Below are 19,539 nucleotides of genomic sequence, written 5' to 3'. Positions count from 1 at the left end.
GATGTGAAAACAACTTGATTCGAAAGTTATTGTTATTATTTGAGGTAATGGGGGATGATATAAAATAACAAAGGTAAAAAGTAAGGTGGGTGATACATTCACAAGATTAATCCTGTCAAATGCATCACTAAGGTTTCAGCTCAAATAGCGCTGATTTAACTCCAAGGAAAGGTAATTAACCTTGACTAGTGATCGCTACCTTTATGCCAAAACCAATCAACACAGAGCCTACGACCTTTTCTATTTTTTGTTTGTGGACATTAAACTGACTCACCAAGGCTGGGTGACTAAAGAATACAGACACCATTGAAAACCAAACAATATGTGCTAAGCAAATAATCAGACCATATAATAATTGTATTGAAACAGGCGTAGAGGGGTTAACGACTTGAGTGAATAAACTGAGGAAGAATAAAGTCGTTTTCGGATTTAACGCATTAGTAATAAAGCCTAATTTTAACGCCGAAAAATTTGATAATGGTTTATTATCAGTTTGTTGTAGGTCATTAAGTTTGCTTTTAGCAGTCAAGGTTTTATAACCGATATAGATCAGGTAAGCCGCACCGAGATATTTAATCAATGAAAATAACAGAATAGATTTAGAGATAATAATCGCTAAACCAGCAATAGAATAGGCAACATGTATCCAGATTGCTAACCCTATCCCTAGTGCTGAATAAAGTCCGCTTTGCCTTCCATGAAATAAGCTATTACGGGTAATCATCACAAAGTCTGCACCTGGACTAATTGCCATAAAAATAGCAATAACAGTAACCGATAGTAGTTCGGGTAAGTAATTTACAATATCCATTTGCGTACCTTATTTGATGATTAAATAATAAATGGTGTTTTTTGCCAGTGGTATTCCATTTGCTGAGCCGTTTTTTCAGCTAAAGGTAAAGAGTCCAACTCAGACACTAACTGCAAACTCATATCAATACCAGCAGATATGCCTCCGGAAGTGATATATTTCCCTTGTGCAACCCACCGCTGACCAGTGATCACTTGCAATAAAGGGTATGCATCTCTTAAGTCATCAATATCTTCCCAATGCGTTGTCACCTTCAACCCATTTAACAACCCAGCCTCAGCTAGCAGGAATGCACCTGTACAAACAGATAATACCTTGGATGATTGACTAGCAATGCTAGCAACCCAGTTGATGACCTTGGTTTTTTTTACTTCTTCAGTGTGCACACCGCCAACAACAATCAAGAGATCAATACTTGGGTGATCCTCAAATGAATAATGCGCTTTTACCGGAAAACCACCACGTGCTTGTACTAAGTTATCGCTTTCAGAGACTAAAAAGATATTCCAATCCTTGTTCGCTAGTCGCTTTGCAGTGCTTAACACTTCAAAGGGACCAGAGAAATCGAGCACCTCGGCATTATCGTATAGGTATATCGCAATATTCATCATTTACCTTCCTGGTTAAGATCCATAAATTAACGTGATTGGTATTACTATAAAAACAATTCGATATTACAACAAAAAGATAAATTACATTATGATTAAATAAAGCATTAACAGGAGAAACAAGATGGCATCCCTACAAGAAGAAAATATCCACTGTCCCTATTGTGGAGAGAGTATAGTGATCCTATTAGACCCCTCAGATACTGATCAAGAATATATAGAAGATTGTCAGGTCTGCTGCCAGCCTATTAATTTCTTTGTCAGTGATGATGGGAGTGGCGAATTAAGTGTCACAGTCAGTAACGATAATTAATTTAGCGGCATAAAAAAACCGCAATGAATAACTTCACTGCGGTTTACAAATCTAGCTAACGTTGTAGATTATGCATCTAGCTGTTTTAACAGTTTCTCAGCCACCAGTTCTGAACTAGCTGGGTTTTGACCAGAGATAATTAAACCATCTTGCACGGCAAACGCACTCCAGTCCTCTGCTTTGTGGTAATCCGCACCACGTTTAATTAACTCGTCTTCTACTAAAAATGGAACGATATCAGTTAATTGAACAGCATCTTCTTCACTGTTAGTGAAACCTGCAACCGCTTTACCTTTGACAGCATACTCACCATTGCTATCTTTTACATCTAATAACACAGCGCTAGCATGACATACTGCACCAACTGGTTTATCTGCCGCTAAGAACGATTCAATTAATGCAATTGAGGTAGCATCTGTTGCTAAATCCCATAAAGGTCCGTGACCACCAGGGTAAAATACAGCATCAAAATCCGCTTGATTAACGGAAGACAGTGCGACTGTATTGGCTAAGTGCTCTTTAGTTTCTTGATCATTATCGAAACGCTTAGTCGCATCAGTCATAAAGTCATCCATCTCACTTGATGGATCAATCGGTGGTTGACCACCTAACGGTGAAGCTAATGTAATATCTAAACCAGCATCTTTAAATACGTAATAAGGGGCAGCAAACTCTTCAATCCAAAAACCCGTTTTTTTACCTGTATCACCTAGTTGATCGTGAGATGTAATAACCATTAAAATTTTCTTGTTCATCATAATAACCTCAATTGTGAATGTATTAAGTTGCTACTCATTTTAATTAAAATCTCTGTATCAGCAGCAGATGTGGTTATTATAGGCTTACCCTAAAACTAAACAATGCAGGCTTTATTAACATCATTGTATTAAAAATTGATACAATAAAAATTAATGCTCTTCACTAAAGTAATCGATTTATGGAACTCTCATTTGAACAATTAAAAAGTATGGTGGTCTTTGCACAAGTCATTGAGCAAGGGAATTTAAGTGCGGCAGCTAAGCATTTAAAGTTATCACGTGCCGTGGTGAGCTATCATTTAAAAAAACTCGAAACACAATTAGGTATTAAATTACTCAATCGTTCCACGCGAAGCATTGCCTTAACCGAAGCGGGCGAACAATATTATCAACGCTGTAAAGTGATTGTTGAAGCCGCTTTAGCTGCAAATCAACAAATGGAAAATCTTAAAGAATACCCAACAGGTCTGATTAAAATTAGTTGCCCAATGAGTGTTGGTTTACACGCGATTGTGCCGGCTTTAAACGCCTTTGCACAACATTACCCAAGCATACAACTTGAGGTAAGCCTAGGAGATGAAGTGGTTAACATTATTAAAGAAGGCTTTGATATTGCTATTCGCGGCGCGGCATTAACAGACTCTGGATTACAAGCCACCAAGTTATCTAGTTTAACCACTAACCTATATGCTTCGCCGGATTATATAGCCAAACATGGAAAGCCTAAAACACCGGCACAATTAGCTTCTCATCAGTGGGTTATTTATCAATTGGCAGGTAACTCTGTCACTCTGAAAAAAGGCAAACGTTCTTATACGGTAAAACTAAGTGGTAAAGTCAGCACCAATAATGCAGCAGCTCGAACTGCTTTTGTTGAAGGCGGACACGGTATTGGACGTATTCCTTACTATGATGCCCAGCCAAAATTAAAACAAGGCAGCTTGATACAGGTATTAGCAGACTACGAATTAAGTGATATTGATGTGTATGCAGTGTTTCCTCCGGGTGGAGCAGAGTCGAAAAAGTTAAGATTATTGATAGATTATCTAAAAGATCACTTTAAAAAGGATAAACTTGCATTAATCTAACAAAAAATGAAGTTATTTAATGATCAAGTAACAATATTTTTATAAGATCCACACAACTTTTACACAATGCACTTAAATAGCATTTCGCCCTACGCTTTTATCTACTGAGAAAATTTATGATGCCAAATAAACGTCCTTTATATATCCCCTTTGCTGGTCCAGCGCTGCTAGAAGCGCCGCTGCTAAATAAAGGAAGTGCTTTCTCATCAGAAGAGCGTGATAACTTTAACCTAACAGGGTTATTACCTCACACGATTGAAACAATCGAAGAGCAATCACTGCGTGCATACCAACAGTTATCTTCTTTCTCGAGTGATTTAGATAAGCACATTTACTTACGTAATATTCAAGATACCAATGAAACGCTATTTCATCATCTTATCGACCAACATATCGAAGAAGTAATGCCACTGATTTACACCCCTACAGTTGGTCAAGCCTGCGAGAAATTTTCAAAGATCTACCGCCGTAAACGTGGTCTATTTATTTCTTATCCAGAGCGCCATAAAATTGATGATATGCTGCAAAATGCAACTAAGCAAAATGTAAAAGTGATTGTAGTAACAGATGGTGAGCGAATCTTAGGGTTAGGCGACCAAGGCATCGGTGGAATGGGTATCCCTATTGGTAAATTAGCACTCTACACTGCTTGTGGTGGCATCAGTCCTGCTCACTGTTTGCCTATTTTATTAGATGTAGGTACTAACAATACGCAACTACTTGAAGATCCAATGTACATGGGATGGCGTAACCCGCGTATCACTGGTGAAGAATACAACGAATTTGTAGACTTATTTATTCAAGCCGTTAAACGCCGTTGGCCTGAAGTGTTATTACAATTTGAAGATTTTGCACAAACCAATGCAACTCCTTTATTAAATAAATACCGAGATCAATTATGCTGTTTCAACGATGATATTCAAGGTACAGCAGCCGTTTCAGTAGGTACATTAATCGCAGCTTGTTTGAATAAAGGGCAAAAACTCAGCGAACAAAATATTGCCTTTTTAGGTGCAGGCTCTGCGGGTTGTGGTATTGCCGAGCATATTATCCGTCAAATGCAGCGTGAAGGTTTGACCGAAGAGCAAGCACGTAAACAAGTATTCATGGTTGACCGTTATGGTTTATTAACTGACAACATGACAGAGTTACAACCTTTCCAAGTGCCGCTTGTACAAAAAGAAACTGATATTGAAAGCTGGGATAAGAGCCAAAAATTAGGGCTAGAGCAAGTCGTTAAACAAGCTAAAATCACTGTATTATTTGGAGTAAGTGGTCAGAAAGGTCTATTCACTCAACATGTGATTGAAGCTTTATGTGAAAACACTGAGAATCCAATTGTATTACCGCTTTCTAACCCAACCTCTCGCGTTGAAGCGACACCACAAGAGATCACTAACTGGAGTAAGGGTAAAGCGATTATTGCAACAGGTAGTCCTTTCCCGAACACTGTTTACAACGATGAGTCTTTTGAAGTGTCACAATGTAATAACAGTTACATTTTCCCTGGTATTGGTTTAGGTGTATTAGCAGCACGTGCGACAGGTATTAGTGACAATATGTTAATGGTCGCAAGCCAAGCATTAGCTGACGCTTCAATGGAATATGACAAAGCGCCTGGCGCTTTATTACCACCATTAAAAGTGATTCAGAAGATCAGTGAGAAAATTGCCTGTGCCGTTGCATTGCAAGCAATAGAAGATAACCTTGCATTACCTGTGACTAACGAGAATATGCACCGTCGTTTAGAAGCTAACTTCTGGCTACCTCAATACCGCGATTACCGCCGTACTTCTTTCTAAGGACTTTAAAAGTTTTCAACCTTCTAGGCTAATTACCTTAGCTTAGAAGGTTATTAATACTCTATACGCCGATTTAATTAATGCCCATCGCATAACGCATAACACGTGTTTTCAATTGTCCAGATTGCTGAGCAGCCCCTAGAAAGCCTTTTCTCAATACACGCACTACATTTGATTCTGACTTGCTCACTTTATAAAATATATCCATGCCAGTTTGCATCAATAAATTGGCAGGCTTACGTTTACATTGATAACGTTTCAATATTTCAGGTATCCCTAAATCACTACATTCAGTTAATAATTCCACCAAACATTGCACATCTTTAAAACCTAAATTAACGCCCTGCCCTGCTAATGGGTTAATGGTATGCGCAGCATCTCCCAATAATGCAACTCGGCCTTGATAATAATGTTGTGCATGACGACGTGTTAATGGGAAGCCGCCCTTAGCATCCACTTCAAACTCAAAGTCTAAAGCAGGAAATTCATCTTTAATAGCTTGCTTTAACTGTAGGTTATTAAGGCTTTGTAAATGTTTAATTTTTTGTGGGCTGTGGTACCAGACTAAGCTTGCATGATGGCCAGCTAAAGGCAAAAAAGCACAAGGCCCTGTTTCTCTAAACTCTTGCCAGGTAATATCTTGCTGAGCACTGTCGGTAGTGATATTAATTAATAAACAATGATGACGATAATCCCAACTGGTCATCGGCATTTGTAAATGATTACGCACTGCAGAATTGGCACCATCACAAGCTAATAATAATTCAGCTTCAATGACTTGTTGGTTTTGCAGCGTAACAGACACCTGTTTTGCATCTTGTTGAATGGCTATAACTTGCGTTTCTTGATATATATAAACGTTAGTTAAAGCTTGTAATGCTTGCCATAATACGGCTTGAATCCAACGGTTTTCAGCAATATAGCCCAATTGCTCAGCACCAATATCATCACTAGAGAAAACCAGTTTCTGACTGCCTTTCTCCCAGGTTTGTAAGCCCTTGTAAGGACATAGGCGATCTGCGGGAATATCTTTCCAAACATCAGCTTGTTCTAGTAATAGTTTACTCTGAGCACTAAATGCAGAAACGCGTAAATCAACGGGGTCGTCATGAGTTGGCATCTGAAAAACAGACTTTTCAATCAGGTGAACTGTGTTTCCTTGTTGTGCAAGTAATAGAGCTGATAGCGCACCTACCATCCCACCACCTACAATAATAACTTCTGTGTTTGCCATCAATGCCTCAACTTGTTCTTCACTAGAATCTGTAATTGTACGTAAAAGATTGCTATTTGGGTAAAATAACCTAGTTTTTTTAATAGCTTAAAAAGAAGTTTTTTATAACATTCGCGTTAAACGCAATGCTAGCAAACAAACAGTAGCATGATTGCTTTGAAGTGCGTAAAATGCGACCTCGTTTTAAGAAACACACTAATTTAGTCAGCATAATAGGCAGTAGATATGAGCATGAAATTACACGTTAAAACATGGGGTTGTCAGATGAATGAGTACGATTCATCAAAAATGGCGGACCTTTTAAATGCAAGTAACGGTTACACTTCCGTTGATGAAGCAGAAGATGCGGACGTAATTTTATTAAATACTTGTTCTATCCGTGAAAAAGCACAGGAAAAAGTATTCCATCAGCTTGGCCGTTGGAAAAAACTAAAAGACAAAAATCCTAACATCGTGATTGGTGTCGGTGGTTGTGTGGCATCACAGGAAGGTAAAGCGATTCGTCGCCGTGCTCCTTATGTGGATATCGTATTTGGCCCACAAACATTACATCGCCTACCAAAAATGATCCAAGAAGTGCAAGACAATAAAGGCACTGTGGTTGATGTTAGTTTCCCTGAAATTGAAAAATTTGATTCTATGCCAGAGCCAAAAGCAGAAGGTGCAACAGCCTTTGTGTCTATTATGGAAGGTTGTTCTAAGTACTGTACTTTCTGTGTTGTACCTTATACACGTGGTGAAGAAGTTAGCCGCCCATTAGATGATATTTTATTAGAAGTGGCGCAGCTTGCAGAACAAGGCGTACGTGAAATTAACCTATTAGGTCAAAACGTAAACTCTTACATTGGCGAAATGCACGATGGAGACGAGTGTACTTTCCCTGAATTATTACGCTATGTAGCTTCTATCGATGGTATCGACCGTTTACGTTACACAACCAGTAACCCAATCGACTTTACCGATGAGATTATTGATGTTTATCGTGATACACCTGAACTAGTTGATTTTTTACACCTGCCTGTACAAGCTGGCGCAGACCGCATATTAAACCTAATGAAACGTGGTCATAATGTAGCGCAATACAAAGAAAAAATTGCGGCATTAAAAGCTGTACGTCCAAACTTAACCATAAGCTCTGACTTCATTGTTGGTTTCCCCAATGAAACTGACCAAGACTTCCAAGAGACTATGGATTTAATTAACCATATTGGTTTTGATACAAGTTACAGCTTCATCTACAGCCAACGCCCTGGCACACCCGCTGCAGATATGCCTGACGATGTAGATTTAGAGACGAAAAAGAAACGCTTAGCTATCTTACAAGATCGTATTCACCAACATTCGCAATTAATTGGTCGTCGTATGGTTGGTTCTGTACAGCGAATTTTAGTCGAAGGGCCTTCTCGTAAAAATATTATGGAGCTATGCGGCCGTACTGAAAATAATCGTATCGTAAACTTTGAAGGTGATCATCGTTCTATCGGTGGTTTTGTTGATGTTGAAATCACAGAAGTCCATACTAACTCAATTCGTGGTAAGTTTATCCGCGGTGAGTCTGAAATGAACTTACGTGAATCGATTCGTCCAAGTGACATTGTAAATAAAAATACAAACAAACTTGGCGTTGAAACTTTTATCCCAGCATAAATAAGGTCTTTATACTTGAGCACAAAATTAACCACAATTCATCTTGATTTAGTTCCTGCCGACAAAGATCGCTTAGCGGTCTTATGTGGCTCATTTGACGATAATATTAAACAAATTGAACGCCGTTTAGGGGTTGAAGTCATCTATAAAGATGCACACTTCCAAATTGTAGGTGAGCATCGTTATGCGCAAGCTGGCAGTGAGTTAATTAACGACCTGTACATTGAAACACAACCCGTTAAAGGCAAAATTGGCCGCTTAACTGATGAAGATGTACACCTAGCATTACAAAACTTGATTAGTGAACATCGCTTATTGGAAGTGAAAGTCGAGTCTCAAGAAGTGGGTTTCAAAAGCCTCACCATCAAGACTAAACGTGGTGTGATTAAACCACGTGGTGAAAACCAAACTAAATATGTTAGCAATATCCTACGCAGCGATATCAGTTTTGGTGTTGGCCCTGCGGGTACCGGTAAAACCTATTTGGCTGTTGCTTGTGCTGTTGAAGCACTGGAACGTCAAGAAGTACGTCGTATCTTATTAACTCGCCCAGCTGTTGAAGCAGGTGAAAAACTCGGTTTCCTACCAGGTGATTTATCACAGAAAGTAGACCCTTACCTACGTCCACTTTACGATGCCCTGTTTGAAATGCTAGGTTTTGAAAAAGTAGAAAAGCTAATTGAAAAAAACATTATTGAAATTGCACCATTAGCTTATATGCGTGGTCGTACTTTAAATGATGCCTTTGTAATTTTGGATGAAAGCCAAAACACTACAACTGAACAAATGAAAATGTTCTTAACACGTATTGGTTTCAACTCAACAGCGGTTATTACGGGTGATATCACTCAAATCGATTTACCGCGCCATCAAAAATCTGGTTTACGCCATGCGATTGAAGTACTGGGTGAAGTAGATGAAGGCATTAGCTTTAACTTCTTCTTAGCCGATGATGTAGTACGTCACCCTGTTGTTGCTCGTATTGTTAAAGCATACGATGCTTTTGACAGAAAAGCTGAAATCGCAGAAAGTGAAGCGAGAGACGCTTAATGGAATTGTATGTCGATTTACAGCTTGCTAGTGAAGACCAGCAAGCCTTACCTGATTTAGCACAGATGGAAAAATGGGTAAGTGTAGCTATCCTCAAAGCAAGCGCTAAAAAACGAGACCTTGCTGAATTGACAGTTCGTATTGTAGACTGCGAAGAAAGTCAGCAATTAAACGCTGATTACCGAGGAAAAGATAAGCCAACAAATGTCTTATCTTTTCCTTTTCAGAATCCGCCAGGTATCACCTTACCCTTATTAGGTGACTTGGTGATCTGTAAAACAGTAGTTGAACAGGAAGCGACGGAACAACAAAAGCCGTTAATTTCACATTGGGCACATATGCTGATTCACGGCACGCTCCATCTTTTAGGTTACGACCATATTGAAGATGAAGAAGCAGAAGTGATGGAAGGCATTGAAACCGAACTTATGATTGAGTTAGGTTATTGTGACCCTTATATAAGCGAAAAAGAGTAAATAAAATTAATGTCCGAAGATTATCATTCTAGTAACGAGCAACCTAAAGAAGGATTGCTCGATAAAATAGGTAACCTATTTCAAGGTGAACCTAAAAGCCAAGATGAATTATTAGACGTGATCGATAGCGCAAAAGACCGCCAAGTGATCGATCAAAAAACCAAAGAAATGATAAAGGGCGTTATTGATGTCTCTAAACTACGTGTTAGAGATATTATGATCCCACGCTCACAAATGGTAACGCTTGGGTTAAACAAACCTGTTGAAGAGTTATTACCTGAAATTATCAATTCAGCTCACTCTCGTTTCCCTGTGATCACTGAAGATAAAGACCACATTGTCGGTCTATTATTAGCTAAAGATCTACTGCAATACGGTTTTAGTTCTAACCCTGACGACTTTAAAATAGACGACATCCTGCGTGAAGCGGTTGTTGTTCCTGAAAGTAAACGCTTAGATACCCTGTTAAAAGAGTTCCGAAGCCAACGTTACCATATGGCTATCGTTGTTGATGAATATGGTGGTGTATCAGGCTTGGTAACCATCGAAGACATTCTAGAAGTGATTGTCGGTGAAATCGAAGATGAATTCGACTACGAAGAAGCAGATGAAATTCGCAAAATCGGTAAACGTAGTTTTGCTGTAAGTGCGCTTACCACATTAGCCGACTTCAATGAGTTTTTTGAAACCGATTATAATCTAGAAATCCAAGACACTATTGGTGGTTTTATTTTGCATGAGTTTGGACATTTACCAAGCCGTGGTGAAAAGATAACCATTGGAGAGCACAAGTATAAAGTCACACATGCTGATAACCGTCGCTTAATACAACTGCAAGTACGAGTACCTCGAGAACTAAAAAAAGAACTTAAAAAAGATTGAGTAAACCTATGCTAACTAAAATTACCTCTTCTCTGTATGGCCAATTAATTGTGGCTGCATTGTTAGGGACAATTCAAGTATTTGCATTTGCTCCATTTCAACAATGGTGGGTGTTATATCCCTCCTTTGTTGGGATTTTCTTACTATTAAAGCAAGCCCAACGTCACCATAAAAAGCTATTTCTAGTTAGCTTTATTTTTAACCTTTCCATGTTTATTGCCACCTTACACTGGATCTATGTGAGTATGGATCGGTTTGGCGGTATGCCTATTATCGCAAGCGCTTTATTAATTGTTCTCTTATGTGCTTACTTAGCCCTATTCCCGAGTGCCGCTCTTTGGCTAAGTTATCGTATCCCCACTCGATCTAACCTAGTGCGTTTATTACTTATCATCCCAAGTTTGTGGCTAATAATGGATTGGGCTCGCGGTTGGTTTTTAACAGGTTTTCCTTGGGCTTATTTAGGCTATAGCCATGCAGATACCCCGCTAGCCGGATTTGCACCAATTTTAGGGGTGCAAGGTATTACCTTAGCCATCGTAGTAATTTGTGCTTGTTTAACTTTATTACTATTAAAACAGTCTCAGAAATTTGCTTTACTTTTAATGCTAGCCATCGTCATGAGTGGTTATAGTTTAAAACAGTTGTCATTTACTGAATTACAAAAACCAATCAAAGTAGCACTAGTACAGGGCAATATAGACCAAAAGCTAAAATGGGAACCGGATCATCTGTACCCTTCTATTTTAAAATATCTCGGTTTATCAGGCATTCAAAATGATATCACTTCTACAGATTCAGTAACTGAGAGTGTAGATAAACAACAACCCGAGCTACTTATTTGGCCAGAATCAGCTATTGCGGCTTTAGAAATTGATATGCAACGTTTTTTACAATCCTTATCTCGTAAACTTGAAGAGGAAAATAAAGCGTTACTCACTGGTATTATTAATTACGATATTAATAAAGATGAGTATTTTAATAGCATCATCATGTTAGGAGAATTACCTCCTAATCAAGGTTATTCACAAACCAGCCCAAACCGTTACGCAAAACATCAATTGTTACCGATCGGAGAGTTTGTTCCATTTGAAAACTTATTACGCCCGCTAGCTCCCTATTTTAATTTGCCTATGTCTAGCTTTCAACGTGGCGGTGCACATCAAGCGAATTTAAAATTTGCAGATACCACACTGGCAGCAGCACTCTGTTATGAAATTGCTTTTCCTGAACTATTACGTGAAAACATACATGAAAAAACGGGGCTGCTACTTACCCTCAGTAATGATGCATGGTTTGGAGATTCAATAGGTCCAGCACAACATTTACAGATTGCTCGAATGCGTGCCATTGAATTAGGTAGGCCTTTATTACGCAGTACTAACAATGGTATTACCGCTATTTATGACGGCATGGGAAAAGAAGTAGGTCGTCTCCCTGCTGATGTGGATGCCGTATTACGTAAAGAAATACAACCTGCTTATGGTTTCACACCTTATCAGCGTGTTGGTCAAACACCGCTCTTTATCTTCTGTTTACTAGCCTTACTGAGTGCTTTTTTATTAATTAAAAGACCTTTAAAAGTAAAATATTAGATAACAGTAGCAACCCATATTAGCTGCAATGATTTACTCAAGCTAATTAAGTTGCCATCTCCCTAGGAACTTTTTTATAGAGTCTGACTCCAATGCTATTCATGCGTCATCGAATTACAACCAATAAAGTTTATTATGACGCACTTTAAACTTTATTGATGATACCTACGTATTCAATGTGGCGATCATAAATTTATAGCAAATTCACTAAGGTTAATTAGACAACATATGTTTTTGAAATCTCTTTTTTGATACTTATTACATCAAAATTAATCACACTACTTTATGTGTAATTTGGTTGTAAATACCTGTAATAAATCCCCCTTAGCAAGTATTTAATAGGTACTGGATTTAGTGAGTAAAGGTTGCCTTATGTTCGAAAATATTAATGGTCATCAAATAAGCTAAATAAAGGTTAATAAACAAAAAATTCAGAGAGTTTACTATCAATTTATAACTGATATTTATGTGTCAAACTGATACCATATTTTTATTTTTTCACCAGTACTAGAGGAATCTTCATGCTTTTAAAGAGAACGGCCATCATTACACTTTCAACCCTATTTTTGACCGTTGGATGTATCTCTATTTCAACCGATGAAGAAACACAAAAAGTTGAAACAACCCTGCAAGCGCAAGAAACTAAAATTACTGAATTAGAAGCAGCGTTAACAGAATCAAAAGTGGATGCTGAGCAGAAGCAACTTGAGTTAGCTGAAGCCAAAAGTAATTTAGAACGACTCAAGCGAGAGAAACAAACACTTGATGAAGAACTTCAACAGAAGATCTTAATCGAAAGATCAAGAGCCAAAAGCAGCAAACAAGTTGCTAAAGAAACAGTAAACCCTCAATACCAAGATAAAACCGTATTAGGTCAGGCTGAATGGATTTATGTTACTAAAGCAAAACAAAATTTTAAAGCTCGCATTGATACAGGCGCGACTACTTCTTCGATCAATGCCGTTGATATACAAGAGTTTGAACGTGATGGAAAAGATTGGGTAAAGTTTAATATTACCCACAGCAAAGATGGCGACAAAAAAATCATTGAAGCGCCAGTGGTTCGTTACGTCAAAATCTTACAATCAAGTGAACCAGGTGAATACGATCGTCGTCCTGTAGTGGAATTGCATGTTCGTATTGGTGGTGTTGCACATAAATCAGAATTCACCCTAACTGATCGTCTACATATGGATTATCCAGTCCTGATCGGCCGTAGTTTTATACAAGATGTTATTTTAGTTGATGTAAGCCAAGATTATATCCACCCAAAATACCAACCTCAGGATAAATAGTAAGGAACACCATGAACGCACGTATTTTCTTTTACACCTTAGTGGCTGGTTTGTTTATATTAGGTATAACACAAACTATCCAACGCCATATGGCCTTTGATATCCCTTGGATGCCAGGGGAAACAAGAACGGTTTGGAATATTGATGCAAAGGTCGAGTTTGATGCTACTGATAAGGCGATATTAGCTTCATTAACAACGCCTTATACACAAGCAGGTTTTACTCAAATTAGTCAAAATGCGGCGTCTCCTGGTTATGGTTTATCGTTTTTATACGAAGATAGTCACCCGCAGGCACAGTGGACAATTCGCCAAGCTGATGGCCCACAGACCCTGTATTACAATATTCAGCTGTTAGTTGATGATGAAAGTAAAGATCAAGCGATAGACAAAATGCCTGAGCTTGTGGAGACAGAATACGGCGGTGCTGGTGTTGCAGCTGACCTAGCAGCAAGCTCAGATATCATCCAAGACTCTCTAAAAACCAGTGCCGATGCCTTCAGTTTTACGCGAGAGTTGTTAAAGCAGTTAAATGCTGAAGATCCTAATCAAAATGTGAGTTTAGTACTATCTGGTAAAGCGACCAAAACTGATGTATTAATGGCGTTATTAAACGAAGCTAAGATACCCAACAAACGTATTGGTGCATTAGTGCTTGAAGATGGACGACGTCGCCAACATTTACAGCCACTGGTTCAAGTGTTCCAAGAGAAAGATGGTGAAATTGAGTCTCGTTTATTTAATGCATCAACGATCAAAGCCGTAGACCGTACTAATCTTTTATTATGGGATCAAAGTGGTAAAGCCCTACTTGAGTTAATCGGTGGTGTGAACTCAAGAGTTAGCTTTTCTATGATTCAACAGGATCAACCTGCACTCGCAGCTATTTTGCAGAAAACCGATAATGAGCACCTATTTAACTTTTCAATACATAGCTTACCTATAGAAGATCAATCTTTATTTAAAGGCATCTTAATGATCCCATTAGGTGTATTAATCGTGGTCATTATGCGTGTCCTAATCGGTCTAAAAACATCAGGTACTTTTATGCCGGTATTAATTGCAATGGCCTTTATACAGACTAGCTTAGTAACCGGTTTAATTGGCTTTATTCTATTAGTTGCGGTCGGTCTATTTATCCGATCCTATCTATCCCACTTAAATTTATTATTGGTTTCCCGAATATCCACGGTGATTATCATGGTTATTCTATTGATTGCACTATTCGGTGTCCTTTCTTACAAGCTTGGATTAACGGAAGGTTTAAAAATCACCTTCTTCCCAATGATTATTTTATCTTGGACCATTGAACGTATGTCAGTGCTATGGGAAGAAGAAGGCCCTAAAGAAGTATTTACTCAAGGTGGTGGTAGTTTAGTGGTTGCTGTATTAGCTTACTTTATTATGAGTAATGAGATGGCCCGTCACTTAATGTTTAACTTTATCGGTTTACAGTTTGTTGTGATGTCACTTGTATTGATCTTAGGTAGTTACACTGGCTACCGTTTATTAGAGTTACGCCGTTTCAAACCTTTGGCGGATAAGGAGTAAACAATGTTTTTCTCTAGTCCTTTTAAACTTAGAAAAAAAGGCATTATGGGCATGAACCAACGTAACAGTGGTTACGTTGGTCGCTATAACCCACGCCGTCTATATCCTTTGGTTGATAACAAATTAAAGACCAAGATCATTGCCCGTGAAGCGAATGTCACCACACCCGCACTATTAGGTGTAATCTCAATGCAAGCAGAAGTTGAGAAAGTGGCTAGCTTCATTGAAAACACACCAGGCTTTGTTATCAAGCCTGCAAAAGGTAGTGGTGGTAAAGGGATCCTAGTGATCACCAAGATTGAAAATGGTCGTTATTACAAGCCAAACGGGAATGAAGAGACCTTAGCTGAAATTAAACGCCACGTTACTGATATCCTAGCTGGACTATTTAGTCTTGGTGGTAGTGCAGATGTTGCTGTTGTAGAAGGTTTAATTCAATTTGATAGTGCCTTTGATGGCTTTAGTTTTGAAGGTGTACCTGATGTGCGTGTGATTGTCTTTAAAGGCTTTCCTGTGATGGCTATGATGCGTTTGTCTACCGCTGCCTCTGATGGTAAAGCCAATCTTCACCAAGGTGCAGTTGGCGTAGGCATTGATATCGGTACGGGTAAAGCAATTAATGCCGTACAATTTGATATGCCCGTTGAACGTCATCCTGATACGGGCAAAGAGTTAAAACTGCTTAATGTACCTCGTTGGGAACGCTTAATATATTTAGCAGCTAGCTGTTATGAGATGTCAGGTATGGGTTACTTAGGGACTGATATGGTACTGGATAGAGATTTAGGGCCTATGTTATTAGAACTTAATGCTCGCCCAGGGTTAGCGATTCAAATCGCTAACGGTACTGGTATCCTGCCTCGCTTAAAGTTAATTGAAAGCCTTAAAGACGCCGATAAAATGAGTGTTGAGGAGCGCGTCGCTTTTGCTAAAAAACACTTTGCTGAAACACCACTGGTGGAAATAGCATAACGTCATTGATCAGTTCAATTAATGTAATACCAATTGTATTAAATAAGTAATCTAAATTTTGCGCAGGAAAAATGACTTAGTTCGAGGTGTAATTTAAGCCTTTCGACGATTAACTTTGTTAATAGTCTATCGGAGAATTAACTAAAAGATGTTAATTCTTTAATAGTTATTCCATTTACGAGAATGACAACGAAGCAATAAGTTATTTTAACAACAGTTACTTAGTGTGATTGGTATAATAGAGCCGAGTTTTAACTCGGCTTTTTTGTCCTCATTTTTCTAACATTTTTCATCACGCATAAAAAAACCGAGCAATGCTCGGCTTTGTATTTGTGCATTTAAGCTACTTAGCTACTTAACAACGGTCAAGGTAGGTTTTTTACCTGATGGTTTAGGCTTTTCTTCTACTTTAACTTGTTTCTCTGTGCTATCCAAACCAAGCTCTAAATCGTTATAAGCTTCCTCTTCAGGAAAGATAGTACCAGCACCATTTTCACGGGCATAGATACCTTCAATCGCATATAAAGGCACATAAACTTGAGTCGGTTGACCTGAGAACCGAGCATTAAATGATAATGCATTATCGTCTAATGAAAAACCTAGTACCGAGCGAGGACCAATGTTCAGTACTATTTTTCCATTTTCAACAAACTGTTGCGGTACATCAACATGTGGTTTTGTTGCATCAACAATTACATGAGGCGTACATTCACTATCAACTATCCAGTCATAGAAGGCACGCATTAAATAAGGGCGTTGTATTAACATATCCGACATTTTAAATACCTACAAAATCTAAAGATTAACCACCAACGCGGATTTCACGTTCAGTTTCAGTCATTGAAGCTTGGAAAGATTCACGTTCAAAGATCTTAACCATGTAACTCTTAAGGCCTGTTACATTATCATAGCCTAGGTCAATTTTCAGTTCAGGTAAACGCCACAGTAGCGGTGCCATGTAACAATCTACGATAGTGAACTCTTCAGACATAAAGTATGCAAAGTGATCAAATACAGGTGCAACTTCAAGAATCTTAGCACGTAATGTTGCACGCGCCGCGTCTGCTTTAGTTGCATCTCCTGATAAAATAACTGGTACTAATGGGTACCATTCGTTTTCAATACGTTGCATTAAAGAACGACTTTTTGCACGTTCAACCGGGTAAACAGGCATAAGTGGTGGATGAGGGAAACGCTCATCTAAATATTCCATGATGATGCGTGAGTTATATAACACTAATTCGCGGTCTACCAATGTTGGTAAATCATTGTTTGGTGTTATTTCAGCTAGCTCTTCAGATGGGTTTTCTTGGTCAACATAAGTAATGTCAACATTAACGCCTTTTTCAGCCAACACGATACGTGTTTGGTGACTATATAAATCAGATGGTCCTGAGAACAACGTCATTACAGAACGTTTATTTACAGCTACAGCCATGGAATACCCCTAGTAGTTAAAATTGAGTGTTTAAAAAACACAAACGGCAATGACATCAAAGTGACACCATTGCCGAGAAATAAAAAAGAAGCACTTGACGTTCAATAAAGATCGCGCCAATATACTTTCTTAGATAAGTAGCTCAGTGCAAGTAAGGTAATATTAAAAACAATAACTTATAGGTACTATTTTTAGTATTTAGATTTTATTTGATTACCTGAGTAGACTAAGAAGTATACCAGATTAGATGTGGTTTGGTCATACTCATCCGATGAGATACAAAAAAGCATGGCTCATAGACCATGCTTATATCGTCATCAATTTTTTAAATATAAAGAAAGCTATTTAAAAAACTTAGACATTATTATCCATGATGGATGTCGCGCCTGTTTTTGCAATTTCAGCCAAATCTTTATCGATCCAATATAATGCTTTACCGTCTTCACCTACTAATGAAATTTTATCTAAAATCCCTTTAAATAACTTCTCTTCTTCATGCTGCTCTGCAACATACCATTGTAGGAAATTAAACGTTGAATAATCATGTGTAGAGAAAGCTACGTGAGTTAACTCATTAATCTCTTTAGTAATAAGGCATTCATGCTTATACGTTTCTTCAAACACTTCTTTTAAAGAGTTGAATTCAAAAGGAGGAGCATCAATAGAGCCTAAAATCGGTAATGCGCCAGTTTCACTCACGTAAGTGAATAAACGGTTCATATGCTCCATCTCTTCAGTTGCATGAGTACGTAACATAGTCGCTGCGCCTTCATAGCCTTTATCTTCACACCATGCACTCATTTGTAAATACAGGTTTGAAGAGTAAAACTCTAAGTTAATTTGTTCATTTAATTTTTGAACCATGGTTTCGTTCAACATGATCTTCTCCTAATAGGGTTAGTACACTAACCTTAAAGTGCAGCTTGTTAAAAAACAAGTAAAAAAAAGCCCAGTAAAAACTGGGCTTTTTTGCAATTCGTAAAACGATATTAACGTTTAGAGAACTGTGGACGTTTACGTGCTTTATGTAAACCGACTTTCTTACGTTCAACTTTACGAGCATCACGTGTAACGAAGCCAGCACCACGTAATTCAGAACGTAGTGTTTCATCAAACTGCATTAATGCACGAGTAATGCCTAAACGGATTGCACCAGATTGACCAGTAGTACCACCACCTTTAACAGTGATGTTTAGGTCGAATTTTTCAGCAGCGTCTACTAACACTAATGGTTGACGAACAACCATACATGCAGTTTCACGACCGAAGTATTCATCTAGGTTACGTTTGTTGATAGTGATTTGACCACTACCTGCTTTTAAAAACACACGAGCTGTAGAGCTTTTGCGACGACCTGTGCCGTAGTATTGATTTGCCATTGTTTTATATTCCTATTAGATGTCTAAAACTTGTGGTTGCTGTGCAGAATGTTGATGCTCAGAACCAGCATAAACTTTCAATTTACGGTACATTGCGCGACCTAGTGGGCCACGTGGAAGCATACCATTTACAGCTTTTTCAATAACACGCTCAGGAGCACGTTCGATTAAGTCTTCAAAGCTAATTGCTTTAATGCCACCGATGAAACCTGTGTGGTGGTAGTAAATTTTACCTTTAGCTTTATTGCCTGTTACAGCAACTTTCTCTGCGTTGATAACGATAATGTAATCGCCAGTGTCAACGTGCGGAGTGTATTCAGCTTTATGTTTACCGCGTAAACGTAAAGCGATTTCAGTAGCTAAACGACCTAGTGTTTTACCTTCAGCGTCAACTACGAACCAGTCGCGTTTTACTTCAGCTGGTTTTGCAACAAAAGTTTTCATTAAGTTATACCCAAATTAATGATTTAAAAAAAGTAAGACTACAAATTTGTAATCTAAAATGTATTTTTTCGCCTTTTCGTATCCCTTCGAATACGTCTAGCGTAAACAGATCCACCATAAAATAGGGGAGGTGGATAACGTGGGCGGCCATATTGTATAGAAAAGTACACTGGAGATCACCTGTTTATTGCATATTT

The 19,539-nt window shown here is 38.4% G+C and carries 20 protein-coding genes; 11 read left to right on the top strand and 9 right to left on the bottom strand.

Features of this window, described 5'->3' with window-relative positions; all coding sequences use genetic code 11:
• Positions 1–175: 175 nt before the first annotated feature.
• Together DS885_RS15535 and DS885_RS15530 are read right to left on the bottom strand one after the other, a co-directional pair.
• Positions 176–811, bottom strand: coding sequence for a LysE family translocator (locus DS885_RS15535; protein ID WP_113820325.1), 636 nt, complete (start codon positions 809–811; stop codon positions 176–178).
• 20 nt (positions 812–831) lie between these two features.
• Entirely contained in the window at positions 832–1,419 is a 588-nt protein-coding gene (locus DS885_RS15530) for a DJ-1/PfpI family protein (protein ID WP_113820346.1), read from the bottom strand.
• A 124-nt stretch (positions 1,420–1,543) separates the two neighbouring features.
• Between DS885_RS15530 and DS885_RS15525 the strand changes: the two genes are divergently transcribed.
• Positions 1,544–1,732, top strand: coding sequence for a CPXCG motif-containing cysteine-rich protein (locus DS885_RS15525; protein WP_113820324.1), 189 nt, complete (start codon positions 1,544–1,546; stop codon positions 1,730–1,732).
• A 68-nt stretch (positions 1,733–1,800) separates the two neighbouring features.
• Here the strand turns inward: DS885_RS15525 and DS885_RS15520 are convergent, their stop codons facing one another.
• Positions 1,801–2,487, bottom strand: a complete 687-nt coding sequence (locus DS885_RS15520; RefSeq protein WP_220149718.1) for a type 1 glutamine amidotransferase domain-containing protein — start codon at positions 2,485–2,487, stop codon at positions 1,801–1,803.
• A gap of 182 nt (positions 2,488–2,669) precedes the next feature.
• On the opposite strand from DS885_RS15520, the gene DS885_RS15515 reads away from it, so the two are divergent.
• Both DS885_RS15515 and DS885_RS15510 read left to right on the top strand, forming a co-directional pair.
• Positions 2,670–3,578 carry a LysR family transcriptional regulator gene (locus DS885_RS15515; RefSeq protein ID WP_113820322.1) on the top strand — a complete coding sequence of 303 codons (909 nt, stop codon included), beginning with the start codon at positions 2,670–2,672 and terminating at the stop codon, positions 3,576–3,578.
• A gap of 116 nt (positions 3,579–3,694) precedes the next feature.
• Entirely contained in the window at positions 3,695–5,380 is a 1,686-nt protein-coding gene (locus tag DS885_RS15510) for an NAD-dependent malic enzyme (protein ID WP_220149717.1), read from the top strand.
• A gap of 73 nt (positions 5,381–5,453) precedes the next feature.
• Here the strand turns inward: DS885_RS15510 and DS885_RS15505 are convergent, their stop codons facing one another.
• A complete protein-coding gene (locus DS885_RS15505) occupies positions 5,454–6,614 on the bottom strand; it encodes an FAD-dependent monooxygenase (protein ID WP_113820321.1) in 1,161 nt (386 codons plus the stop codon).
• 225 nt (positions 6,615–6,839) lie between these two features.
• Here DS885_RS15505 and miaB point away from each other — a divergent pair, with 225 nt between their 5' ends.
• The 8 genes from miaB (at position 6,840) to DS885_RS15465 (ending at position 16,081) form a co-directional block, all read left to right on the top strand.
• Entirely contained in the window at positions 6,840–8,261 is a 1,422-nt protein-coding gene (miaB, locus tag DS885_RS15500) for a tRNA (N6-isopentenyl adenosine(37)-C2)-methylthiotransferase MiaB (protein ID WP_113820320.1), read from the top strand.
• Between the two features lie 15 nt (positions 8,262–8,276).
• Complete coding sequence (locus DS885_RS15495) at positions 8,277–9,311, top strand: PhoH family protein (RefSeq protein ID WP_113820319.1); 1,035 nt, start codon at positions 8,277–8,279, stop codon at positions 9,309–9,311.
• Entirely contained in the window at positions 9,311–9,787 is a 477-nt protein-coding gene (gene ybeY / locus DS885_RS15490) for an rRNA maturation RNase YbeY (protein WP_113820318.1), read from the top strand. Before DS885_RS15495 ends, ybeY begins: the two co-directional genes overlap by 1 nt.
• 9 nt (positions 9,788–9,796) lie before the next feature.
• The gene (locus DS885_RS15485; RefSeq protein WP_113820317.1) at positions 9,797–10,669 is read left to right on the top strand and encodes an HlyC/CorC family transporter; all 873 of its coding nucleotides are present in this window, start codon (positions 9,797–9,799) and stop codon (positions 10,667–10,669) included.
• A gap of 8 nt (positions 10,670–10,677) precedes the next feature.
• Entirely contained in the window at positions 10,678–12,264 is a 1,587-nt protein-coding gene (lnt, locus tag DS885_RS15480) for an apolipoprotein N-acyltransferase (RefSeq protein ID WP_113820316.1), read from the top strand.
• 521 nt (positions 12,265–12,785) lie between these two features.
• Entirely contained in the window at positions 12,786–13,559 is a 774-nt protein-coding gene (locus tag DS885_RS15475; protein ID WP_113820315.1) for a putative ATP-dependent zinc protease, read from the top strand.
• An 11-nt stretch (positions 13,560–13,570) separates the two neighbouring features.
• On the top strand, positions 13,571–15,109 hold the full coding sequence (locus tag DS885_RS15470) for an inactive transglutaminase family protein (protein ID WP_113820314.1): 1,539 nt from the start codon (positions 13,571–13,573) through the stop codon (positions 15,107–15,109).
• Between the two features lie 3 nt (positions 15,110–15,112).
• On the top strand, positions 15,113–16,081 hold the full coding sequence (locus DS885_RS15465; RefSeq protein ID WP_113820313.1) for an alpha-L-glutamate ligase-like protein: 969 nt from the start codon (positions 15,113–15,115) through the stop codon (positions 16,079–16,081).
• A 351-nt stretch (positions 16,082–16,432) separates the two neighbouring features.
• Here the strand turns inward: DS885_RS15465 and DS885_RS15460 are convergent, their stop codons facing one another.
• The 5 genes from DS885_RS15460 to rplM form a co-directional block, all read right to left on the bottom strand.
• Positions 16,433–16,849: a ClpXP protease specificity-enhancing factor gene (locus tag DS885_RS15460; protein ID WP_113820344.1), complete on the bottom strand. Its 417-nt coding sequence runs from the start codon at positions 16,847–16,849 to the stop codon at positions 16,433–16,435.
• A gap of 34 nt (positions 16,850–16,883) precedes the next feature.
• Positions 16,884–17,519 carry a stringent starvation protein SspA gene (gene sspA, locus DS885_RS15455; protein ID WP_113820312.1) on the bottom strand — a complete coding sequence of 212 codons (636 nt, stop codon included), beginning with the start codon at positions 17,517–17,519 and terminating at the stop codon, positions 16,884–16,886.
• A gap of 354 nt (positions 17,520–17,873) precedes the next feature.
• Positions 17,874–18,398, bottom strand: a complete 525-nt coding sequence (gene ftnA / locus DS885_RS15450; RefSeq protein ID WP_113820311.1) for a non-heme ferritin — start codon at positions 18,396–18,398, stop codon at positions 17,874–17,876.
• A gap of 110 nt (positions 18,399–18,508) precedes the next feature.
• The gene (rpsI, locus tag DS885_RS15445) at positions 18,509–18,898 is read right to left on the bottom strand and encodes a 30S ribosomal protein S9 (RefSeq protein ID WP_113820310.1); all 390 of its coding nucleotides are present in this window, start codon (positions 18,896–18,898) and stop codon (positions 18,509–18,511) included.
• A 15-nt stretch (positions 18,899–18,913) separates the two neighbouring features.
• Positions 18,914–19,342 (bottom strand): 50S ribosomal protein L13, encoded by a 429-nt coding sequence (gene rplM / locus DS885_RS15440; protein WP_113820309.1) that lies wholly within the window; start codon positions 19,340–19,342, stop codon positions 18,914–18,916.
• Positions 19,343–19,539: the final 197 nt, after the last annotated feature.

It is taken from the genome of Psychromonas sp. B3M02 (assembly GCF_003318165.1).
Lineage (GTDB): Bacteria > Pseudomonadota > Gammaproteobacteria > Enterobacterales > Psychromonadaceae > Psychromonas.
The sequence above is the reverse complement of the archived record's forward strand: the minus strand, read 5'-3'. Positions and strand labels throughout refer to the sequence as shown.